The organism is Methanosarcina mangrovi (genome assembly GCF_052057765.1).
Taxonomy (GTDB): Archaea; Halobacteriota; Methanosarcinia; order Methanosarcinales; family Methanosarcinaceae; genus Methanosarcina.
This window is the reverse complement of sequence record NZ_CP195120.1, coordinates 3674721-3698065: the sequence shown is the minus strand read 5'-3', so window position 1 is coordinate 3698065 and position 23345 is coordinate 3674721. Positions and strand designations below refer to the sequence as shown.

The following is a 23345-nucleotide window of genomic DNA, read 5'->3' as shown; positions in this document are numbered from 1 at the left end:
TGAGGCTAAACCATGAGGAACCACAACATTATAACCTACCCTTTTACCGCTATAGTCGGGCAGGAAAAAATGAAAAAAGCCCTGGTCTTGAATCTCATCAACCCTAAAGTGGGAGGGGTCCTGATCCGGGGGGAAAAAGGTACTGCCAAATCGACCGCCGTCCGGGCGCTTGCCAGCCTCCTGCCTGAAATTGAGGTGGTTGAAGGTTGCAAATTCAAATGCGATCCTTCCCATACAAACGAGCTGTGTGAGGAGTGCCTCGGAAAACTAAATGCAGGGATCCTGAGAATTTCCCCGGTAAAAATGAAAGTTGTGGACCTGCCCGTAAGTGCCACCGAAGACCGGGTTGTCGGGACCCTTGATATCGAACATGCCATCAAAACCGGGGAAAAACGTTTCGAGCCCGGCGTGCTTGCAATGTCTCACAGGGGTATCCTGTATGTGGACGAGATCAACCTTCTCGATGACCACCTTGTCGATGTGCTCCTGGACTCTGCAGCAATGGGGGTAAACACTATCGAAAGGGAGGGGATTTCCTACACCCATCCTGCGAACTTTGTGCTTGTTGGCACCATGAACCCGGAAGAGGGGGAACTGCGGCCTCAGTTGCTGGACCGTTTTGGGCTATGTGTGGATATAAAAGGTATCAGTGAAGTGTCCCGGAGGGTTGAACTCATAAAATACAGGCTCAATTATGAGGCGGACCCCGAAGCTTTTGCAGCAAACTGGGAGTCTGCCGAAGCCGAGCTTTGCGGGCAGATCCTCAATGCAAAGCAACTGCTTCCTGAGGTCAGGATTTCCGATGACATGCTTGAGCTGATAAGCCAGATCTGTATTGACATGGGGGTGGACGGGCACAGGGCAGACCTCACCATGATGAAGACCTCAATTACGCTTGCAGCTTTTTACGGAAGAACTGAAGTAACCGAGGACGATGTCCGGGAGGCTGCAGGGCTTACTCTTTCTCACCGCATGCGCAGAAAGCCTTTTGATAATCAGCCCGAAAAACAGGATAAACTGGACGAAAGCATCGAGAAACATAAAGACAAGCAGAAGGAAAAACAGAAGGAAACGCAAAAGGAAAAGCCTGAAAACCAGGAAGATAAACCGAAAAACGAGGAAGAGAAAGAGAAAGAAAAAAAGAAATACGAGCATCAAAATAAGGAACGGCACGAAAGCCCGGATCAGCAGCACAAACCGGCTGAAGGACATCCTCCGGAAGAGTCCGAGGCCCAAAATGCAGAGCAACCGGATGCTTCTATGGAAACTACTTTTGAAATAGGGGAAATCTACCAGATAAAACAATTATCCCCTGAATTTCGCAGGGAGCAGCGGAACGGCTCAGGCAGGCGCAGTAAGACCCTGACCCGATCCCGAAAAGGCAGGTATATAAAAAGTTCAATTCCTCATGAAAAAACCACGGACCTTGCTTTTGATGCTACCCTGAGGGCTGCCGCTCCCTTCCAGCTCACGCGGGAAAAGAACGGCAATTCCGTAGCTATTCACGAGTCCGATTTCCGGGAAAAAATCCGGGAGAAAAAGATCGGAAACCTTGTACTCTTTGTGGTTGATGCCAGCGGTTCCATGGGAGCCCGTCAGCGTATGGTTGCGTCCAAGGGGGCAGTCCTTTCAATGCTCATGGATGCTTACCAGAAACGTGACAAAGTGGGGCTTATCGCTTTTAAAGGAGAGGGCGCGGAACTGCTGCTGCCGCCAACCTCCAGTATCGAACTGGCTCAAAAGTATTTGCAGGAAATGCCCACGGGAGGAAAGACGCCTCTTTCCCGGGGCCTTGTAAAAGGGTATGAGGTCATAAAAACCGAGCTCCGGCGTGATCCTGATACCTGCCCCTTTATGGTCCTGATCTCGGACGGCAGGGCAAATGTCAGTATGAACGGAGAATCTCCTCTTCAGGAAACAAAAACAGTCGCTTCCCGCTTGAGGGAAGAAGGCATACAATCTGCCGTAATCGACACGGAAAGCAGCATGATAAAATTCGGGCTTGCCCAGCAGATTTCTGCAGCCCTCGGAGCTACATACCTGACTCTTGAAAATTTGAAGTCCGATTCCATAGTTAGCGCCGTTCGGGCTCTGTCTCCTTTTGAGGTCCGGGCACTGACGGGCGATTTCGCAGTTTAAAGGTTGTTTTTCAATGTAAATTTTCTATATTTTGAATAACTGAAAGCATTTAACTTGCTAGGCTTTGCTTTTTTTCCTTCATTTTATCAATATATATCTTTTTAACTGATTCATCTTGTTTTGTTGTTCTGAAAACGGGCATATACTTATAATACTACTCATAATACTGATTAAATCACATAATTTAAAACTAAACTTTTTTACAGGAAGTTCCGAAATGACTGATGATCTGAAGTCTGTTTATCACTTGTTTAGCCCCGATAAGGCACTTTTTGATGAAGAATTGAAGAAATACTATGTTGCTATTGGGGAAAATGAGACTCGGATTTCAAAGCTTAAGACGCGTTTGGAGCTGGGACTAGAGACCGGAGAACCTATAAAAATTCTGTTCACTGGTCACAGGGGTTCAGGGAAATCAACTGCTTTAAACCGACTTGTTTCTCATCTAAGTGATAATTTTTTCGTTGTAAATTATAATGTTCTGGACTTGCTGGATCCGAACGACATCAATTACACTGATGTACTTCTTTCTATTCTCGCACAACTGATTGAAAATGCTAAGGTAAATAAAATATTTCTCAGAAGCGATTTAGTTGAGCGAGCAAACAAATGGGGTCAGACAATAACTGAAAATCTTATTTCTAGTACAAAGGAGGGTCTTGGTTTTGGAGTTGGTTTGCCTGCTCTTATCAATATTTTCACTTGGATGAAAAACGAAACTGAGACCAGAAAAGAAATAAGAAAAGAGATCGGTCCTCGAGTTTCAGAATTAATCAGCATCATTAACGACACTGTCATTGAAATAGAAGATACTGGGAAGCAAGTGCTTGTAATCATCGATAATCTGGAAAAATCAGACCCTGAAAAAGCCTTGGATTTATTCGGGAATCATGGTACACAGCTATCTCAGCCAAAGTGTAAGATCATATATACTTTTCCAATCTCACTGAAAAGTTCGGACAGATTTACACAAATCCGTATGAATTTCAGTGATGATATTATGTATCCCAATATCAAAGTCCACGAACCAGATGGTAGTGTGAACCGGGAATCAAAAGAACGTGCGCTCATGAAAGAGATCGTTGCAAGAAGGGTGAGTTCTGATCTTTTTGAACCTGAAGCCCTTGAGTATATTATTGATATGAGTGGGGGAGTTCTAAGGGACTACATCAGGATTATTCGAGATTCGGCTGTCACTGCCCTTACAAGAGGCAAAAGGACTATTGATCGGGCTGTTGCAGAAGAAGTGGTCACTGATCTAAAAAATACCTATCAAGCTCAGCTCAGCGATGACGACTATGAAATTCTTCGTGAAGTCTCCCGCTCCAAAAATATAAAGCGTGATCGTGATCTTGTAGGTCTACTTCACAATCTGAGCGTTCTGGAATATACAAACGGAAGAAGCTGGTGTGACCTGCATCCTATTGTCCGTACCATCCTTGAAGAGAAACACTTGCTACAGTAGGATGCAAATCTCGATTAATTATATTTTTGTTGAATTTTATCTTAAAAGGTAAACAGATTTGATATTATCTAAATTTGCACTTACACGAAATAAATGAAACCAATTAATAAGTCTGCAAACGAGGTGCAAAAGTGGAGCTTGAACCTGAACATCTTTACAAACTGGATAAATTGGTTACTCTCCTAAGTATCTCAGAAAACCTTACAATTATTTTTGTGCGTTGCAACGAACCAGTTCTTTGCAATGCGCTTTACATGGAGACTGTTAGAAGGCTAGAAGGCGAACTTTTTATTTACGATATCAATATGAGTGAGTCTTCTTCTGATCTTTTGAAGTTGTTAAATGAGGCGAAAGCCTCGGAATTATATGCTCTAAATATAAAAGAAAATAAAAAAATAGCATTCTTCGTTTTCGGATTGGACAAAGCAATAGAGAAAAAGACCACTGAGGGAAAATCTGAAGCGCTTCTTCTTTTGAATATGATGCGTGATCGCTTTCTGACTATTGAGCATCCTGTAATTATCTGGATTAACAGTACTTCTCTTTCAAAGGTCCTCAAGGAGGCACCGGATTTTTTTTCCTGGCGCACCACTGTCCTTGAATTTGATATGAAAAAAGAAGAAGTTGTAAGGACAGCTATTGATTTTGGTGATACAGAGCTTATATTCTTAAGCAAAAAGGAACTTGAAGATAGGTGGGCTTATTACTCTCGGCTATTGAAGAAATCTCAAGAAAAAGGAGTAACTGATAACCAAAAGTCTGCTTACTGGAATTACAAGCTTGGGACAATTAAATTACTTAGGGGTTATCCTAATGATGCAATAACCTATTTCAAAGAATCTCTTCGAATTTCGCGGGTCATTAGGGATCATCGTGGAGAAAGTTTAAGCCTTGGAAAACTCGGGAATATCTGCAGTGATCTTGGTGAGGATATTAAAGCTATTGAATATTATAAGCAGGCTCTTTTAATCTCTCGAGAGATTGGCGACCGCCGCGGAGAAGGAAATCACCTTAACAACCTTGGTAATTCCTACCTTAATCTTGGTGAAGTAACTAAAGCTATTGAATATTATAAGCAGGCTCTTTTAATCTCTCGAGAGATTGGCGACCGCCGCGGAGAAGGAAATCACCTTAACAACCTTGGTAGTTCTTACTATCATCTTGGTGAAGTAACTAAAGCTATTGAATATTATGAGCAGGCTCTTTTAATCTCTCGAGAAGTTGGTGATCGCCGCAATGAAGGGTCGCTTCTTGGCAACCTTGGTAGTTCTTACTATCATCTTGGTGAAGTAACTAAAGCTATTGAATATTATGAGCAGGCTCTTTTAATCTCTCGAGAAGTTGGTGATCGCCGCAATGAAGGGTCGCTTCTTGGCAACCTTGGTAGTTCTTACTATCATCTTGGTGAAGTAACTAAAGCTATTGAATATTATGAGCAGGCTCTTTTAATCTCTCGAGAAGTTGGTGATCGCCGCAATGAAGGGTCGCTTCTTGGCAACCTTGGTAGTTCTTACTATCATCTTGGTGAAGTAACTAAAGCTATTGAATATTATGAGCAGGCTCTTTTAATCTCTCGGGAAGTTGGTGATCGCCGCAATGGAGGGTCGCTTCTTGGCAACCTTGGTAACGCTTTCCGACAACTGGGTGAGGTCGCTAAATCCATTGAGTACTATAAGCAGGCCCTTATTATTTCTCGAGAAATTAGTGATAAGCATGCCGAAGAAAATCATCTTGGTAGGCTTGGAGGTGCTTACAGCGACCTTAGTGAATTTACTAAAGCTATTGAATATTATGAACAGGCTCTTTTAATTTCTCGAGAAATTGGCGACCGACGCGGAGAAGGGAATCATCTTGGTGGTCTCGGTAATGTCTATAGCGACCTTGGTGAAATCACTAAAGCCATTGAATATTATGAGCAGGCTCTTTTAATTTCTCGAGAAATTGGCGACCGACGCGGAGAAGGGAATCATCTTAACAACCTTGGTAGTTCTTACTATCATCTTGGCGAGGTTACTAAAGCCATCGAATATTATGAGCAGGCTCTTTTAATTTCTCGAGAAATTGGTGATCGTCATGGGGAAGGAAACCGTCTTGGAAACTTAGGCAACGCATATAAAGATCTTGGTGAGCTTACTAAAGCTATTGAATATTATCGGCAGGCGCTTGCGATTTCACAAAAGACTGGATTTCGGCGTGGAGAAGGCCACCATCTTTGCAACCTTGGCACTGTATACAGTGATCTTGGTGAAGTAACTAAAGCTATTGAATATTATGAGCAAGCTCTTGTTATCTCTCAAGAAGTTGGTGATCGGCGCAACGAGGAATCAATTCTTGGTAACATTGGTAGTTCCTATGGTGCTCTTGGTGAGCTTACTAAAGCTATTGAGTATTATGAGCAGGCACTTTCAATTTCGCGAGAAGTCGGTGACCGACGTGGGGAAGGGTCATGGCTTTGTAATCTTGGTGCCGTTTATATGCGACTTGGTGACGTAAAGAAATCACTTGAACATTTTGAAATGTCTCTTTTAATAGGTAAAGAGCTCAGAGACCCAAAAATAATTGATTTTTGTGAGTACTACTTAAATTCACTTAAAAATTCCACTAAATGAATAAACCTTCATTTCTCTTTTTCCTTTCCGAAATTCCTCTTTATCAACTCATATTCCTTCTAAATTCTATTTCTTTTTTATTATGTGCTGCTTTCTTCTGTATAACAAAAGCTATATGTCTACCTAAAGCTGTAAACCTGCCTATGGATTTTCAGATCTTGGATGCAGATTACGAAATCGTCGACAGTAGTCCTGTCATCCGTCTCTTCGGCAGGGGAGCGGACGGAAAAAGTGTATGCTGCTTTGTCCCGGATTTTGAGCCTTACTTTTATCTCAAGGCCTCTGGAGACCTGCATGCCGTAGCAAGGCTTGTAACAGACACTTTTGAGCAGGTCAAAAAGGTAGAAATTGTCGAAAAGTTCGAACCCGTGGGTTACCAGGAAACAAAGAAAGAAATGCTCAGGATCACCACCCGCCTGCCGAGGGATGTGCCTGAGATAAGGGACGAGATTCTGAAAATCAGGGATGTTCTGAGAGCCGAAGGCGACTGGCAGGTTTACGAAAGTGATATTCTCTTCAGAAACCGCTTTTTAATTGACCGGGACCTTGGAGGCATGGTCTGGGTTTCTGCAGACGGAAAGCCGGTTGACCCTGTAAGGTACTTAAGGGCAGGCTTTGCAGGAAGCTCCCGCTGTGAAAACTTTGCATGTGATTCTGCAGTTCTTGCTTCCGGGCTAAAGAGAGTCGAAAACCTGACCATTGCTCCACTGAAATATCTTTCTTTTGATATTGAATGTCTGCCTCTTGACGGAGGAATGCCTTCTCCGGATGTCTCGCCGATAATCATGATCAGCTTTTCTTTCGAGCCTGAGTATAAAGGGCATAAGACCCTTATTCTGCTGGCAAAACCTGCTGCCGGGATGGACGGGGATGTCCTTCCCTGCAGGGACGAAACCGAGATGCTGAATAAATTTTTCGAGATCATTTGCGAATACGACCCTGATATTGTTGCAGGGTATAACCACCAGGATTTCGATATTCCATATATCACGGACAGGATCAAAGCCCTCGTTGCAAAAGGGGAAACTATCAACCCGGTTGTTGGCAGGGACGGCAGCCCGATAGGGTATAGAAGGTTCGGGCTCATTACCCGGACCGAAATGAAAGGGAGGGTGGTTGTTGACGCCCTTCCTCTTGTAAGGCGGGCTTTCAGCCTGAAGCAGTATACCCTGAGAGCCGTTTCCAAAGAACTGTTGAGCCGGGAAAAACTTGATGTTGCTCCTATGGAAATGGAAGAGCACTGGAATGACTCGGGGGGGAAATTCCGGAAATTTGTCGACTATGCCCGCAGGGACTCCGAGCTTGCCCTTGAGCTTGTCCTTGAGCTGAGGCTCCTTGATAAATACATTGCTCTTGCCCAGGTGAGCGGGAGCCTGCTCCAGGAAATCGTTGACGGGGGCCAGACTTCCATGGTTGAAACGCTTCTCCTCAGGGAATTCGGGCTGAAGGACAGGGTTATTCTCCCAAAACCGGGGGATGAACTTTCGGCTGAAAGGTACGATATGAGCTCGGACCTGAAAGGCGGAGAAGTCCTGGAACCGAAGAAGGGGCTTCTGGAAAATGTGCTGATCCTTGACTACAAGTCTCTCTACCCGACCATCATGATGGCTCACAACCTCTGTTACACAACTGTCGTGACCGGGGACCGGCCTGATGGGAAAACAATCAAGCCTCCTTCGGGGGGAGAATTCGTACCTCCTGAGGTGTTCAGGGGTATTGTGCCTTCCATTCTTGAAGACCTTCTTAACAAGAGGGGAGAGACAAAGAAAAGGATGAAGCGGACCTCGGATGAAAACGAGTATCGTGTACTTGATGCCACCCAGCTAGCCATAAAAATCCTGCTGAATAGTTTTTACGGCTATTCGGGATATGCCAGGGCAAGGCTCTACAGCCTGACGCTTGCAAACGCCGTAACCAGTTTTGGACGGAGCAATATACTTAACACCCGGGATCTCATCAACAGCGGGATAGGAAAAATCGTCCTCAGGGACTCGGAAGCTTTACTTCTCAAAGAGGCAGGAAAACTCTCCTCTCAGGACAGGATAGTCGAATTGTCAGTTGCTTACGGGGATACGGATAGTGTTTTTGTACACTGCAGGTCAAAAGGAGACCTTTCGCTTGAAGAGGTCAGTTTTGTAGGGAACAGACTTTCGGAAATCGTTTCCGCATCTCTTCCCGATCCCATGGAACTCGAGTTCGAATCCGTTGCAAAGCGCGCCCTGCTCATTGCAAAGAAACGTTATGCTCTCTGGCTTTTTGAGCCCAGAAACTCGGGCTGGGAAAGCAAGATCAAGGTCAAAGGCATGGAAACCGTGCGCAGGGACTGGTGCGAACTGACTTCGATGACCCTTAACAGGGTTCTTGAGCTTGTGCTTATAGAGGGTGATGTCGACCAGGCTGTAGAACATGTCCGCAACGTGGTCAGCGATGTCAAAAACCTTGATCCGGGAAAGGATGCCGGGATTATTGAGAAGCTTATCCTGACCCGGACCCTTACCCGGAAAGCAGACAGCTACAAGAATAAGCAGCCTCACCTGACCGTTGCGGAAAATCTGAAAAAACGTACCGGAGTCATGCCTTCGATAGGGACAAGGATCCCCTTTGTCATCACTGCAGGAAAAGGCCTCTTTGTAGACCGGGCTGAGGACCCTGACTATGTCCGAGAGCACAATGTGCCGATAGACGTCGATTATTACGTTAAGAAACAGATCCTGCCTCCGGTTGAACGTATTCTGGAAGTCTTCGGGGTCAAAATGTCCTCTCTTGACTTTGATGCAAAGCAGAAAGGTCTCTTTGATTTTGAAGTGAAGAAACCTGAAGTGAAAAAGCAGGAGAAAGTGTCCTCTCAAAAGGGGGTCAAAGGGAAAGTCCCGGAAGAAAAAGCCCCGGAAGAGAAAGCCCAGTGCCTGGAAAACGGGCGTGCAGAGCAGCGTTCCCTGTTCGATTTCTGACGCCCGACTCACTCCCGGATTGCGCTTCCCGAATTGTGATTCGGAATCACATGAAACCGGAGATTTCCCGGGAATTACGATGTAATCGCAACAGCCCGCAATCCTTTTCACTCGCTTTGCTCGCTCAAGCAGACTAAATAAATATTTTTCTCCCCCATACAATGTCATTCGCTGCGTTGTGTCGTTTTTGTCCCTCTTGACGAAAGAGAGCTGTCTTTCCCTAAAAGACAGAGAAGAGATAGAAGAATAGAGAGAAACAAGCCAGTAGTTAGGAATGATTTGTGATGCCTGCAAGGGAACCTATACTTTTTTCTTTTGCTTCTTTTTTTTGCAGGGCCGCCAGACAGGCTGGAGGAGACGCTGATGTTTACATGTAAATTGAAATGCGGTTTCCGGAGTTAAGGAAAATATTCTCTTGAACCGGGGGACATTTATCAGCGTATTGTTTCTCTTAATTGCGTCACTTGTTTAAAGATTGTTTTTTTCCGGGCTGGGCTGGGCGGTAACAGGTCTCTGTGATTCGGAGGGAGGAAAACTGAATTTTTTTTCTCTGTAATTTCGGAATGATCAACTAATTGATCAGGGACTGCCAGTTCGTTTGTTTCTTCGATAATGATTTGTATCGTTTCAAAAAATCATTAACTGCATCTCACTCTTTTTCTCCTTTCCGGGTTAGCAGACTGATACGAAAGAATCAGCCTGTTGATACGTGTTAGAATATTAACATTCTGACTGCTGTCTGCCAGTTCTTTCAAAGGTTATTTGTTATGTTAATATATATTTTATATATCTGCTATATAGCAAAATGGTTTAATTGAGGTGTATTGATTGTATATACTTCAATACATTATATATGGCGAATCTTTATATATTCTTCTCTTTTTATAGTGAATTGTTCTGGAAACATCTTAGACGGATATAGATTGTTAATTTGTTAATATTTAATTTAAGGAGCACTTTTGATATGGTAAATAAATTAAAAACTTACGCAGTCCTGACCTTAGTGGTTATCGGGCTCGTGTTTCTGGGAATTGGTTGTACTGGTAATGAAAATAGTGAGGGCTCTTCTTCAGTTCAGGAAACCTCTTCTGAGGGAACTTCTGCAGCTGAAGCTCCTGCAGCCGAAGCGCAGAGCATTTTTCTGAAAGGCTCGGACACAGTTCTCCCTCTTGCTCAGGCTGAAGCTGAAGAGTTTATGATTGAGTACCCTGAGAAAAGTGTAACCGTTACCGGGGGCGGATCCGGGGTTGGGATTGCAGCTCTAATCGACGGCGAGGTGGATATTGCTACCGCATCCAGAGAAATGAAAGCTGAAGAAATCGAAGCTGCTAACGCAAACGGCATCACTCCGGTGGAGACTACTATTGCTTATGACGGTATTACCGTAATTGTAAATCCTGAGAACCCTGTTACCGAACTTACTTTTGACCAGCTGCGCGGCATCTACAACGGGAGCATCAGCAACTGGAAAGATGTTGGCGGAGAGGATCAGGAGATTGTAGTTATTTCCAGGGACAGCAGTTCTGGAACTTACGAATACTTCAAGGAAGAAGTTTTACTCGAGGACGAGTACAGACCTGATGCTCTTACACAGCCTGCAACAGGCGGAATTGTGGGTGAGGTATCTCAGAACGCCAATGCTATCGGTTACATCGGTGTTGCGTACCTCGATGACAGCGTAAAAGCCTTAAGTCTGGATGCCGGGAACGGCTTTGAAGCTCCAAGTCCCGAAAACATCCTCAGTGGTGCATACCCGCTTGCGAGAGCTCTCTACTTCTACACCGACGGGGAACCCTCGGGCCTCACCAAAGAATTCGTCGACTTTGTGCTGGGTGAGACCGGGCAGAGCCTTGTGACGGAAGTCGGGTACTTCCCTGTAGATCAGTAATTAAACGGTAAAAGGTATTTCAAGGGAAAAATATGTTTAACAGGAATTATAAGGAAAAGACGATCGAGTCGGTGCTGTTCTCGGTAAGCGCCCTTACGGTCGTCATCCTTTTCCTTATATGCCTTTTTTTATTCAGGGACAGTTTACTTCTCTTTAAAGACACGTCACTTCTGGACTTTCTTACGGGAAAATTCTGGTACCCTACATCCGTGAACAGACAGTTCGGGCTATTACCTCTCTTTTTCGGCTCTCTTATTGTCACTGCCGGAGCAATCCTTTTTGCAGTACCTCTGGGGATTGCTTCTGCGATTTATATTTCTGAGATTGCACACCCGAAGGTTGCAGATGCCCTGAAGCCTTTTATCGAGATCCTGGCAGGGATTCCTTCTGTAGTATTCGGGTTCTTCGGGCTCGTAATTCTGGTTCCGGTCGTGCAGAAAACCTTTAACCTGCCTACCGGGCAAACCGCTCTTACGGGTTCCATTATGCTTGGAATTATGGCTCTTCCTACGATAATTACTATTTCAGAAGATGCCATAAGTTCGGTCCCAAGCACTCTTAAGCAGGGTTCACTTGCTCTGGGGGCTACAAGGTGGCAAACCATGTACAAGGTCATAGTCCCTGCAGCCATTTCCGGAATTTCAGCCGCCGTAATGCTCGGCATAGGGAGGGCCATAGGGGAGACGATGACTCTCATGATGGTTACCGGAAATACTGCAGTGATCCCTGCTTTTCCGGGGGGCATCCTTGATCCTGTAAGGACAATGACTGCCACAATAGCACTTGAAATGGGGGAGGTGCCTCAGGGGAGTGCTCACTTCCATGCCCTCTTTGCAGTCGGAACTGTGCTTTTCATCATAACTTTCCTGATTAACCTGATTGCGGATTCGATCAAAAAACGATACAGGTTCAAGGTGGACTGAGCATGGAATTAAATTCACAGGTAAATGAAAATGATCATAAATCTTTTCGGGTGCAGGGTGGACTGGGTCTGGGATTCAATGCAAAAACAAGTGAAAGAGTCGCCTTTACACTGCTCGGCCTTTCAGCAATGCTGGTAGCCGGTTTTGTGGTCGTTATCCTTGCCTATATTATTTACAACGGGTATAGTGCGATTAGTGTTGAATTCCTTACTGAGATGCCTCGCATGAGAATGACTCAGGGGGGCATCTATCCGGCAATTGTAGGCACTGTTCTCCTCATCATAGGCTCAATGGCTGTAGCTCTTCCTATGGGGGTTATGGCTGCCGTCTATCTGAACGAATATGCAGGAGAAACACGCACCACCTGGCTTATAGAAATGGCAATCAACAACCTTGCAGGGACACCTTCCGTAGTGTTCGGGCTTTTCGGGCTGGCCCTGTTTGTTAAGTACTTCGGTTTCGGTTCTTCCATACTGTCGGCTTCCCTCACCCTCTCTTTTCTGATCATCCCCGTGATTATCCGTTCCAGTCAGGAAGCCCTGATTGCAGTGCCTAAAGAGTATAGGGAATCTTCTCTTGCGCTTGGAATCAGCAAATGGCAGACTGTAAGGCATGTAGTGCTACCGGCAGCCATCCCTGGAATAGTCACCGGTTCCATTCTGAGTATTGGAAGAGTTGCAGGGGAAACGGCTCCTATTCTTCTTACGGGTGCCGCTTACTTCCTGCCGAGGCTGCCTGACTCGATATATTCTCAGTTCATGGCTCTTCCCTACCATCTCTTTGTGCTGGCCACGTCGGGGACGAACATTGTTAAAACCAGGCCCCTTCAGTATGGAACTGCACTTGTCCTGTTGATGATCGTGCTGGGCTTGAATGCTATAGCGGTTTTGATCCGCAGGCATTACAGAAAAAAATTGCAAATCTGATCAAATTTTTAATAATTTTTCAAAGTTCATGTGATAATTGAGGTACACTAAATGACTGAATCTCTTAAAAACGTAGCTCAGCCCCAGATAGAAGTAGAAAACCTGAATCTGTGGTATGGGGAAAAGCAGGCCCTTAAAAATATCTCCATGCAGATCCCCAAAAACAGCGTAACCGCCCTTATAGGGCCTTCAGGCTGCGGAAAATCCACTTTCATTCGCTGCCTGAACCGAATGAATGACCTTATTAAGAACTGCAGGATAGAAGGCAAAGTCTCAATTGAGGACGAGGATATTTACGAAAAAGGTGTGGATGTCGTTGAGCTCCGGAAACGCGTGGGCATGGTTTTCCAGAAGCCTAACCCTTTTCCAATGTCAATTTACGATAATATTGCGTACGGACCACGCATACATGGTGTGAATAAGAAAGACCTTGACAGTATTGTTGAGTTTGCCCTCCGTTCGGCTGCCCTCTGGAATGAAACCTCGGACCGGCTAAAGTCAACTGCATTTTCCCTGAGCGGGGGGCAGCAGCAGAGACTTTGCATTGCCCGGACGCTTGCAGTGAAACCGGAAATTATCCTTTTTGATGAGCCGTGCAGTGCTCTTGACCCGATTTCGACGTCACGGATTGAAGAACTCATCATGAACCTTAAAAAAGATTATACCATAGTAATCGTAACTCATAATATGCAGCAGGCAGCCAGAGTTTCGGACTATACCGGATTTTTCCTTATGGGGGAATTGATTGAGTTCGGGCAGACAAGACAGATTTTCCACAATCCTAAAGAGCAGAGTACCGAAGACTACATTACCGGCAGGTTCGGGTGATCTATAATGGCTCGAGAACGATATCTTGCACAGTTGGACCTGCTGAGGGAGTCCGTATCTTCCCTCGGAGAAATGGCTGAGTTTGTCTTCAGTGATTCCATGGATGCGGTTATAAATCTCGATGTTGAGCTTTCTAAAAAGACGCTTGCCCTCGAACCAAAAATGGACAGGCTTGAGGAAGGAATCGAGACTTCGATTTTCGACTTGCTTGCGCTTCAGCAGCCGATGGCAAGCGACCTCCGGCTTGTTGTGTCAGCTCTCAAGATTGCAGCAGACCTCCGGCGGATTCTGGGGCTTTCGATCAATATTGCCAAAATCCCTGAAAAAATCGAAGGTGACCACGTTAAGCCTCTCGTAGATACGAGAAAAATGGCCGATATTGCGGGGGATATGCTTACAAATTCCCTCAAGGCTTTCGAGACTCAGGACCCGGAACTTGCAAGGGCGACAGCTGCCAGGGATGACGAGGTTGACAAACTCTTTTACTCGGTCTGGGTAGAGTTAATAGAAATGATGGCCAAAGACACAAATATTATTTCCAAAGCCACCTATTTGCTCTTCCTGATCCGCTACCTTGAAAGGATTGCAGACCACTGCTGCAACATCTGCGAAAGTGTTGTCTATCTTACCACGGCTGAACATGTCAAACTAAACTAAAATGGAGTTGTGACTATTCGGTAGCTTCCGAAAGGATATAATTTTCCTTTTTTCTTTTTCACTCTTATTTTTCTCCTTTATTTTCAGTTTCTACTCTTTACTTTGTTCCCCTTTGTTTTGTTCTTCTTTGCTTTGTTCTTCTTTGCTTTGTTCTTCTTTGCTTTGTTCTTCTTTGTTTTGTTCTTCTTTGCTTTGTTCTTCTTTGCTTTGTTCTTCTTTGTTTTGTTCTTCTTTGCTTTGTTCTTCTTTGTTTTGTTCCTCCTCTTTTCGCTTCAGAAAGCTTTTCCTTACGCTTGCTTTCGCTTTTTCTTCATGCCTGGCTCTCAATTTCCGTCGATGTACATGTTTTAAGTACGTTTTCAGCATATAGACGCCCATGCCTGATATTCACATCAAAAATACGAGAATTTATTACAATAACTCTCTTCAGCCTGCTGAACTCCTTATTGAGAACGGTAAAATTACAAAAATCGGAAAGGATTTCAGGGTCTCAAGTTCGGATATGGTGATAGATGCAGGGGGAGCGCTTACCCTGCCTGCCGGAATTGATGTGCACGTCCACTTCAGGGAACCGGGCATGACCCTAAAGGAAAACTGGTATACGGGATCCTGCTCTGCAGCTGCCGGGGGCATTGCCACTGTTATTGATCAGCCAAACACCCTGCCTCCTACAACGGAAAGGCGTTCTTTTGAACAGAAGCTCAAACTTGCCCGGAAGAAGTCCATTGTTGACTTCGGGATTAACGGGGGAGTTACGGGAAACATAGAAAAGCTCAAAGAACTCTGGAGGCTGGGGGTCACGGCTTTCGGGGAGATCTTCATGGCTGAGTCTACGGGCGGGCTGAACATCAATGAAGAAACCTTTGAAGAAGCCCTGGCTGAGATCAAAAAGCTCGGAGCCCTTGCTACAATCCATGCCGAAGATGAAAAGATGCGCCTTGAACTGGAGCAGCTGTTGAAAGGGGATGTTTCTTATGATTATCATTCAAAGGTGCGCCCTAACGCCTGCGAGGCCTCGGCTGTCCAGAGCGCTCTTGAACTCATTTCCAGGCTTCAGGTCCGGGCACATTTCTGCCATCTGAGCACGCTTGAAGCTGTGGGGATGATCCGAAAAGAAAAATATCTTGCAAAAAGAGAGAACAAAAAACCTCTTTTTACCTGTGAAGTCACCCCTCATCACCTGTTTCTCTCTACAAAAGACTGGGAAAGGCTCAGGGCTTTTGGTAAAATGAACCCTCCTCTGCGGGGAAGCCACAGCATTAAAGCGCTTGTAAACGGGCTGAATGACGGGACTATCGACATGGTGGCATCAGACCACGCTCCCCACCTTGAGTCTGAAAAGGATCTCGACATCAGGGCAGCTCCTTCCGGGGTGCCGGGGGTTGAAACCCTTTTGCCTCTCATGCTTGCCGCGGTTCGGAAAAATATCCTGCCCCTTTCGCAGATGATAATGGTTACGAGCTGGAATCCTGCAAAGGCTTTCGGGCTTGACTGCCTGGGCAAAGGTAGGCTTGAGGTAGGTTTTGATGCAGACCTTGTGATTGTGGACCCGCGAAACCTTCAACCCATAAGAGCTGAAATGCTGCACAGTAAAGCCGGATGGACTCCTTTTGAAGGGATGGATGCGGTCTTTCCTGAGTATACGCTCTCCCGGGGGGAGGTAATCTGGATGGAAGAAGCCATTAATGCAAAGCCTGGGAGGGGTAACTTCCTTGAGGGCAGTGGGAAAAGGTCTGAAGAGGACGAAGAAAGCGAAGAAGAATATTTTGAAGAGGCCGGATCGGATTGAGGTCCCGGAACTCTCCTTTTTTAATCATTTTTTCAGTAAAAGTCGATTGAGTCCAGCTGCGAGTGCAGCAATTCCTGGTGCTTCTTTTCAAGGAATTTGTAGACTGCGCCGTGGGTAGCTCCGTCAAGCAGCATTTTTACGGCTGTCCGTATTATGGTGTTCTGCTCGGGGTACCCGAGTATGGATACGGTTTTTCCGTACACGGAGATCTTGACATTTATCAGGCTTTCCGCAAGCTCCCGGGTTCGCCCATTTCTGCCTATAATCCTGCCTTTTATGCGCTGGAGCTCTTTTGGGGTGCTGGCAACGTCAGAGAGGTCGATGACCTCAAGCATCAGCATGTCATCTTCAAGGATTTCTAGAGCTTTTTCGGGACTGAAACCTCTTCCTATGGCTTTGAGGGTTTCAAGAATCCGGAATTCTTTTAATGGGTCATCCTCGCAGGTAACATCTATTTTCCCGCTATCACTTTCGATTTCCAGTTGACAGGCAGTTTTCTCCTCGATAAACTTCTTTGTTTCTCCTTTCGGACCAATAATTACTCCGATTCTTTCTTTGGGAATTTTGACATACTGGGTCATGTTGTATCAGCCTGTATTTTTGAAAGTAGTTCTTCAGGTTTGTCCGTTATCCCATAGCGGCCGAAGAACCTGAGTATATTTTGCACGTCTCTGTAGAGAAACTCTCTGGCATTAGGATGTTCCAGCGTCACAGACTGCCCCATATCGATGAAAATAGGGGTCGTATCTGCCGGATCGATGAGGATATTGTATTCGCTCAGGTCGGCATGTACGAGGTTCGCTTCTTTATAGAGAAGGCGCATATATTCGACGATCTTGTCATAAACAAGTTTTGCTTCATCATTTTTCAGGGGCGTGTTTTTCAACAGGGGATAGGGTGCTTTTTCTTCTCCCATAAACTCCATGATAAGGATATTTTTCTCTGCAATAATCGGCTCAGGCACTCGCACTCCTGCGCTTTTTGCACGCTTCAGGTTTTGCAATTCCTTGCGTGTCCATGCAAAAATGATATCTCGCTTGTTATTTCGGATATTCGTGAAGCGAGGGTCTTTCATAATATAGGCATCCATTGCCTTAAAAGTGCTGCTGGCAATTCGGTATATCTTTATTGCCAGTTCCCTTTCCTCGCCTTCAGCATAGAAGACATTCGCTTCCTTTCCAGTACTGATAGCTCCCCCCATTGCCTTTATTATGCCTTTGTTAGAAAGGGTATAAAGGATTTTAAGGGTGGGTACGTCGAATACATTTTCTTCCACCTTCAGCCTGTCGGAGTCTTTCTCCCTTGCACGCGACTTATCCCTTGCGCTGTCAATGCGCTTTATTTTTTTGTCCTCGTCCATTCCCATGTTATCCTTTCAGGTACCCTTTTCTCTCGAGCCAGTCTACCTGTGGCCTTGTGTATTTCCATATTACGTCTGCCTTTTCGTTCTGGAACTCCCATGGGACAACAATTACAACATCTCCCTCTCTAATCCAGGTTTTCTTTTTCATCGAACCCGGGATTCTTCCCATACGGACGACTCCGTCCATGCAGCGGAGTCTGAGGCGGTTTGCACCAAGGAGGCTTTCCACGGTTGCCAGAATCTCGTTATTTTCCCTGCGCGGGGTGCGTACTCTTGTGACTGTTTCTTCTGTGCTGGGAGAGGCTCTTGATGTAGGTTTCTTTAAGTCTGCCAGTGTGATACCTCGTTAAATTAGTTTTCAATTATTATTGTTTTTTTTATTTTTATAGCCCTAAATATCCTATATCTCTTTTTTCGGTCTTTAAGGTTATTTGTCGTGCGACTTTCAACTTCCTGTTGTTATTTTAATGCTGCGCTTTTCGGCTTACTTTTTGTCTCTTCATACTATTATTTTTTTCTAAGTAGATTACAGGGCGACAGGTATATATATCGGATGTGTCTTTGTATGTCTCACACGCAGAACAAGCGTGCTCCGCTCTTGAATTATTAATTCCAGGGTGGAATTCGGGAACTGAAAAAACAAAATTTCATTATATGTTATGTTTGTTTTTCTTTCAAATGTATCCTGGATGAAAAGCTTTATATATTAAAACTAATGTATATGTGTTTCCCGTTCCAGCATGAATATTGTTGTGCTGGCTGGTTTTCTCATAGTCATTTTGTTTGATATTTTCCCCTGAAAAGGGAATAGTTACATTTAAATACTATGAGCGCATACATATATATTCCCGTTCTAACGTGGATCTAAACACATGTTAGATGGTTTTTCTCATGGTGATCTGGTAAAGATCCTCTCTGTTCAGGGGGCAAATCAATACCTTTAAATACTATGAGCGCATAACTATATTTTCCTGTATTATAAATGCAGCAATTACTTCTCATTTAAATGGAGCCAGGAGTTATTTCCTGTCTGACGAGGATTTGTCGGTTCGGTTAATTCTGGGTGATAGATGTTTTCTACAATATCTATCGCGAAATGAACTAACTGAATTGATGTTGTTAGTGCAAGTTTCTGCGACCAAGACCTTTAATTTTGAAGTGTGCGATACATTAATAATTCTGGTTGATCCTGCCAGAGGTTACTGCTATCGGTGTTCGCCTAAGCCATGCGAGTCATATGTTCTTCGTGAACATGGCGTACTGCTCAGTAACACGTGGATAACCTGCCCTTGGGTTCGGGATAACCCCGGGAAACTGGGGATAATACCGGATAACGCATATGTGCTGGAATGCTTTATGCGTAAAACGGATTCGTCTGCCCAAGGATGGGTCTGCGGCCTATCAGGTAGTAGTGGGTGTAATGTACCTACTAGCCGACAACGGGTACGGGTTGTGAGAGCAAGAGCCCGGAGATGGATTCTGAGACATGAATCCAGGCCCTACGGGGCGCAGCAGGCGCGAAAACTTTACAATGCGGGAAACCGTGATAAGGGGACACCGAGTGCCAGCATCATATGCTGGCTGTCCGGGTGTGTAAAATACACCTGTTAGCAAGGGCCGGGCAAGACCGGTGCCAGCCGCCGCGGTAACACCGGCGGCCCGAGTGGTGATCGTGATTATTGGGTCTAAAGGGTCCGTAGCCGGTTTGGTCAGTCCTCCGGGAAATCTGATAGCTCAACTATTAGGCTTTCGGGGGATACTGCCAGGCTTGGAACCGGGAGAGGTAAGAGGTACTACAGGGGTAGGAGTGAAATCTTGTAATCCCTGTGGGACCACCTGTGGCGAAGGCGTCTTACCAGAACGGGTTCGACGGTGAGGGACGAAAGCTGGGGGCACGAACCGGATTAGATACCCGGGTAGTCCCAGCCGTAAACGATGCTCGCTAGGTGTCAGGCATGGCGCGACCGTGTCTGGTGCCGCAGGGAAGCCGTGAAGCGAGCCACCTGGGAAGTACGGCCGCAAGGCTGAAACTTAAAGGAATTGGCGGGGGAGCACAACAACGGGTGGAGCCTGCGGTTTAATTGGACTCAACGCCGGACAACTCACCGGGGACGACAGCAATATGTAGGCCAGGCTGAAGACCTTGCCTGAATCGCTGAGAGGAGGTGCATGGCCGTCGCCAGTTCGTACTGTGAAGCATCCTGTTAAGTCAGGCAACGAGCGAGACCCGTGCCCACTGTTACCAGCATGTCCTCCGGGATGATGGGTACTCTGTGGGGACCGCCGGTGTTAAATCGGAGGAAGGTGCGGGCCACGGTAGGTCAGTATGCCCCGAATTTCCCGGGCTACACGCGGGCTACAATGAATGGGACAATGGGTCCCTACCCCGAAAGGGGTTGGTAATCTCACAAACCCATCCGTAGTTCGGATCGAGGGCTGTAACTCGCCCTCGTGAAGCTGGAATCCGTAGTAATCGCGTTTCAATATAGCGCGGTGAATACGTCCCTGCTCCTTGCACACACCGCCCGTCAAACCACCCGAGTGAGGTATGGGTGAGGGCACGGACTCAGTGCCGTGTTCGAACCTGAATTTTGCAAGGGGGGTTAAGTCGTAACAAGGTAGCCGTAGGGGAATCTGCGGCTGGATCACCTCCTAAGCCGAAAAACACTATCACCCAGATGCCGATAAACCGAACAAATCCTCAAATCAGAAATCTCAGGATTTCTCCATTAATCTTATAATCATCAAGTGCACCCGGAAAGTAGTTTTTCGGGGAAGGATGGATAGCCTGCGCGGAACCGCAGGCATATGAAGTCGTGTATAGGTGCTGTATACTGGACGCTTACTGGACCTGGTTAGGTAATTAGGAATTATGCTATCAGGTGGATGGCTCGGCTCAAGAGCTGATGAAGGACGTGCCAAGCTGCGATAAGCCCGGGGTAGGTGCATGGAGCCAATGAACCCGGGATTTCCGAATGGGACCTCTCCCTAGTGATCAGTCATGATCGGGAACGCTCCGAATTGAAACATCTCAGTAGGAGCGGGAAAAGAAATCAATTGAGATGCCGTAAGTAACGGCGAGTGAAACCGGCACAGTTCAAACCGAATCCCTTCGGGGACATGTGGTGTTGTAGGGCTGTTCAAACGTCTGGCGGCAAAATCGAACTTGCCTGGAACGGCAGACCATAGAGTGTGACAGTCACTTAGATGTACGCCAAAAGACCGGAACATGTCCCTGAGTACCGTGCGTCGGATATCGTGCGGGAATCTGGGGGGCACCAACCTCCAAAACTAAATACTCCTTGAGACCGATAGCGAAATAGTAGGGTGACCGAACGCTGAAAAGTACCCCGAGAAGGGAGGTGCAAAGTGCCTGAAACCTGATAGTGATGGAACGATACGGCATGAAAGGATCTTTGACATGAAGGAATCATTCGCGAGGATGTTGTACGAATGTCACTGCCAGTGTCGTATCTTACGTTTTGAAGAACGGGCCAGGGAGTGTATCTTGGTGGCAATGGCTAACCTTTTACTTGGGCAGCCGAAGCGAAAGCAACATGTGCGCAGCCTTTGGGCGAGGCACGACGTATACAAGTGCGTGGAGTCACCGGGGTACGACCCGAAGCCGGGTGATCTAGGCGTGGGCAGGTTGAAGCGTGGCGAAAGCTACGTGGAGGACCGCAAGCGGTGTTGATCTGCAAATCATTCGTGTGACCTGCGTCTCGTAGTGAAATGCTAATCTAACCCGGCATCCGCTGGTTCCTTCCGAAACATGTCGCAGCATGACCTGACTGGAGACCGTCGGTGGAGTAGAGCACTGATTGGCGGTTCCGGGGGGGAAACCCCTCGCCCGCTTGTCAAACTCCAAACCCACCGTCATCTGAGAAAGTCGGAGTCCGGACTGCTGGGGTAAGCTTGTAGTCCGTAAGGGAGACAACCCAGCCCGTGGTTAAGGTCCCCAAGTGTCGACTAAGTGTAAACGCTAAAGGGCGTCCCAAGCCCAAGACAGCTGGAAGGTTAGCTTAGAAGCAGCTACCCTTCAAAGAGTGCGTAACAGCTCACCAGTCGAGGTTTGGGGCCCCGAAAATTGACGGGGCTCAAGTCGACCACCGATACCACGGAGTACCGCAAGGTAATCTCGTAGGAAGGCGTTGTGTTCGGGCAGAAGCAGGGCTGTAAAGTCCTGTGGACCGTTCACAAACGAAAATCCTGGTAATAGTAGCAGCAAAGCAGGGTGAGAATCCCTGCCGCCGAAGGGGCCAGGTTTCCTCGGCAATGATCGTCAGCCGAGGGTTAGTCGGTCCTAAGACGTACCGTAATTCGAGTACGCCGAAAGGGAAACAGGTTAATATTCCTGTACCATTTAGCGTTTAGTCTGACGTCTCAGGGCAGGCCGAGCGGCGTCGTCGCGCCGTCTAAGCAGCGAATCCCGTGGAGAGCCGTAATGGCGAGAATCGGGCGAATCTGTTATGGCTAAAGTCGGCTGCACCCAGGGACCCGTGAAAAGGACAGCTAAATGTCCGTACCGAGAACTGACACAGGTGCCCCTAGCTGAAAAGGCTAAGGCGTGTCGGAGTAATTCAGTTAAGGGAATTCGGCAAATTAGCTCCGTAACTTCGGGATAAGGAGTGCCTGCTGTGTAGACAGCAGGTCGCAGTGACCAGGGGGCTCTAACTGTCTAATACCAACATAGGAGATTGCAAACCCGTAAGGGCTAGTACAATCTCTGAATCCTGCTCAGTGCAGGTACCTGAAACCCCGGTTCAACGGGAAGAAGGGCCTGTAAACAGCGGGGGTAACTATGACCCTCTTAAGGTAGCGTAGTACCTTGTCGCTTAATTGGCGACTTGCATGAATGGATCAATGAGAGCCCTACTGTCCCTAACTGGAGTCCGGTGAAGCTTACATTCTAGTGCACAGTCTAGAGACCTCTAGGGGGAAGTGAAGACCCCGTGGAGCTTTACTGCAGCCTGTCGTTGGGTTGTGGTTCTGGATGTACAGTGTAGGTAGGAGACGTCGAAGCGGGTGCGCCAGCATTCGTGGAGTCGCAATTGGGACACTACCCTTCCGGGACTACGACCCTAACTCTGAGAAGAGGACCCCGATAGGTGGGCAGTTTGCCTGGGGCGGGACGCCCTTGAAAAGATATCAAGGGCGCGCAATGGTTGACTCAAGCGGGTCGGAAACTCGCTGAAGAGTGCAAGAGCATAAGTCAGCCTGACGTTATTCAGCACAGCAGTGGATGACGAGACGAAAGTCGGCTCTAGCGAACTTTTGAGCCTCCTTGGTGGGGGCCAAAAATGACAGAAAAGTTACCCCGGGGATAATTGAGTCGTTGCCGGCAAGAGTACATATCGACCCGGCAGCTTGCTACCTCGATGTCGGTTCTTTCCATCCTGGCCGTGCAGCAGCGGCCAAGGGTGAGGTTGTTCGCCTATTAAAGGAGATCGTGAGCTGGGTTTAGACCGTCGTGAGACAGGTCGGTTACTATCTACTAGAGGTGCCAGAGGTCTGCGGGTAAGCTGCTTTTAGTACGAGAGGAACCAAGCAGCGGCGCCACTGGTGTACCGGTTGTCCGACAGGGCATCGCCGGGCAGCTACGCGCTAAGGAATAAGAGCTGAATGCATCTAAGCTCGAAATCTGACCTAAAAAGAGACCTCTTTAAGGATTCCGGTAAAAGACCGGTTTGATAGAAACGGGATGTAAGCACCAAGGCAACGAGGTGTTCAGTCCGCGTTAACTAACCATTCGTTCCTTTCACTTAATTCAGGTCCAGGCGAAATCCGGTATGCAGCACATCTATACA

Annotated in this window: 14 protein-coding genes and 2 rRNA genes; 12 read left to right on the top strand and 4 right to left on the bottom strand. The window is 46.7% G+C overall.

Annotated elements, in window-relative coordinates; all coding sequences use genetic code 11:
• The first annotated feature begins 12 nt into the window (after positions 1 to 12).
• The 9 genes from ACSAZL_RS16365 to phoU all read left to right on the top strand — a co-directional run bounded on the left by ACSAZL_RS16365 (position 13) and on the right by phoU (position 14386).
• Positions 13 to 2139, top strand: coding sequence for a putative cobaltochelatase (locus tag ACSAZL_RS16365; RefSeq protein WP_440945663.1), 2127 nt, complete (start codon positions 13 to 15; stop codon positions 2137 to 2139).
• A gap of 217 nt (positions 2140 to 2356) precedes the next feature.
• Complete coding sequence (locus ACSAZL_RS16360; RefSeq protein ID WP_440945662.1) at positions 2357 to 3604, top strand: P-loop NTPase fold protein; 1248 nt, start codon at positions 2357 to 2359, stop codon at positions 3602 to 3604.
• Between the two features lie 131 nt (positions 3605 to 3735).
• Positions 3736 to 6213 (top strand): tetratricopeptide repeat protein, encoded by a 2478-nt coding sequence (locus ACSAZL_RS16355; protein ID WP_440945661.1) that lies wholly within the window; start codon positions 3736 to 3738, stop codon positions 6211 to 6213.
• Positions 6214 to 6356: 143 nt separating this feature from the next.
• A complete protein-coding gene (locus ACSAZL_RS16350) occupies positions 6357 to 9164 on the top strand; it encodes a DNA-directed DNA polymerase (RefSeq protein ID WP_440945660.1) in 2808 nt (935 codons plus the stop codon).
• A 964-nt stretch (positions 9165 to 10128) separates the two neighbouring features.
• Complete coding sequence (locus ACSAZL_RS16345) at positions 10129 to 11052, top strand: PstS family phosphate ABC transporter substrate-binding protein (RefSeq protein ID WP_440945659.1); 924 nt, start codon at positions 10129 to 10131, stop codon at positions 11050 to 11052.
• Positions 11053 to 11084: 32 nt separating this feature from the next.
• Positions 11085 to 11975: a phosphate ABC transporter permease subunit PstC gene (gene pstC, locus ACSAZL_RS16340; RefSeq protein ID WP_440945658.1), complete on the top strand. Its 891-nt coding sequence runs from the start codon at positions 11085 to 11087 to the stop codon at positions 11973 to 11975.
• 2 nt (positions 11976 to 11977) lie between these two features.
• Entirely contained in the window at positions 11978 to 12901 is a 924-nt protein-coding gene (gene pstA, locus ACSAZL_RS16335) for a phosphate ABC transporter permease PstA (protein ID WP_440945657.1), read from the top strand.
• Between the two features lie 51 nt (positions 12902 to 12952).
• Complete coding sequence (gene pstB, locus ACSAZL_RS16330) at positions 12953 to 13729, top strand: phosphate ABC transporter ATP-binding protein PstB (RefSeq protein WP_440945656.1); 777 nt, start codon at positions 12953 to 12955, stop codon at positions 13727 to 13729.
• 6 nt (positions 13730 to 13735) lie between these two features.
• Positions 13736 to 14386 carry a phosphate signaling complex protein PhoU gene (phoU, locus tag ACSAZL_RS16325; protein ID WP_440945655.1) on the top strand — a complete coding sequence of 217 codons (651 nt, stop codon included), beginning with the start codon at positions 13736 to 13738 and terminating at the stop codon, positions 14384 to 14386.
• Between the two features lie 90 nt (positions 14387 to 14476).
• Here the strand turns inward: phoU and ACSAZL_RS16320 are convergent, their stop codons facing one another.
• On the bottom strand, positions 14477 to 14713 hold the full coding sequence (locus ACSAZL_RS16320; RefSeq protein WP_440945654.1) for a hypothetical protein: 237 nt from the start codon (positions 14711 to 14713) through the stop codon (positions 14477 to 14479).
• Positions 14714 to 14762: 49 nt separating this feature from the next.
• On the opposite strand from ACSAZL_RS16320, the gene ACSAZL_RS16315 reads away from it, so the two are divergent.
• Entirely contained in the window at positions 14763 to 16175 is a 1413-nt protein-coding gene (locus ACSAZL_RS16315; RefSeq protein WP_440945653.1) for a dihydroorotase, read from the top strand.
• Positions 16176 to 16207: 32 nt separating this feature from the next.
• Here the strand turns inward: ACSAZL_RS16315 and ACSAZL_RS16310 are convergent, their stop codons facing one another.
• The 3 genes from ACSAZL_RS16310 to eif1A are packed head-to-tail and all read right to left on the bottom strand — an operon-like array spanning position 16208 to position 17878.
• Entirely contained in the window at positions 16208 to 16756 is a 549-nt protein-coding gene (locus ACSAZL_RS16310) for a KH domain-containing protein (protein WP_440945652.1), read from the bottom strand.
• Positions 16753 to 17541 carry a serine protein kinase RIO gene (locus ACSAZL_RS16305; RefSeq protein ID WP_440945651.1) on the bottom strand — a complete coding sequence of 263 codons (789 nt, stop codon included), beginning with the start codon at positions 17539 to 17541 and terminating at the stop codon, positions 16753 to 16755. The genes ACSAZL_RS16310 and ACSAZL_RS16305 overlap by 4 nt, the downstream gene beginning before the upstream one ends.
• A 1-nt stretch (position 17542) precedes the next feature.
• The gene (eif1A, locus tag ACSAZL_RS16300) at positions 17543 to 17878 is read right to left on the bottom strand and encodes a translation initiation factor eIF-1A (protein WP_440948881.1); all 336 of its coding nucleotides are present in this window, start codon (positions 17876 to 17878) and stop codon (positions 17543 to 17545) included.
• An 836-nt stretch (positions 17879 to 18714) separates the two neighbouring features.
• On the opposite strand from eif1A, the gene ACSAZL_RS16295 reads away from it, so the two are divergent.
• Positions 18715 to 20192 (top strand): 16S ribosomal RNA (locus ACSAZL_RS16295).
• A gap of 207 nt (positions 20193 to 20399) precedes the next feature.
• Positions 20400 to 23303, top strand: a 23S ribosomal RNA gene (locus tag ACSAZL_RS16290).
• Together the 16S and 23S rRNA genes form the textbook arrangement of a ribosomal RNA operon.
• The last annotated feature ends 42 nt before the right edge of the window (positions 23304 to 23345 follow it).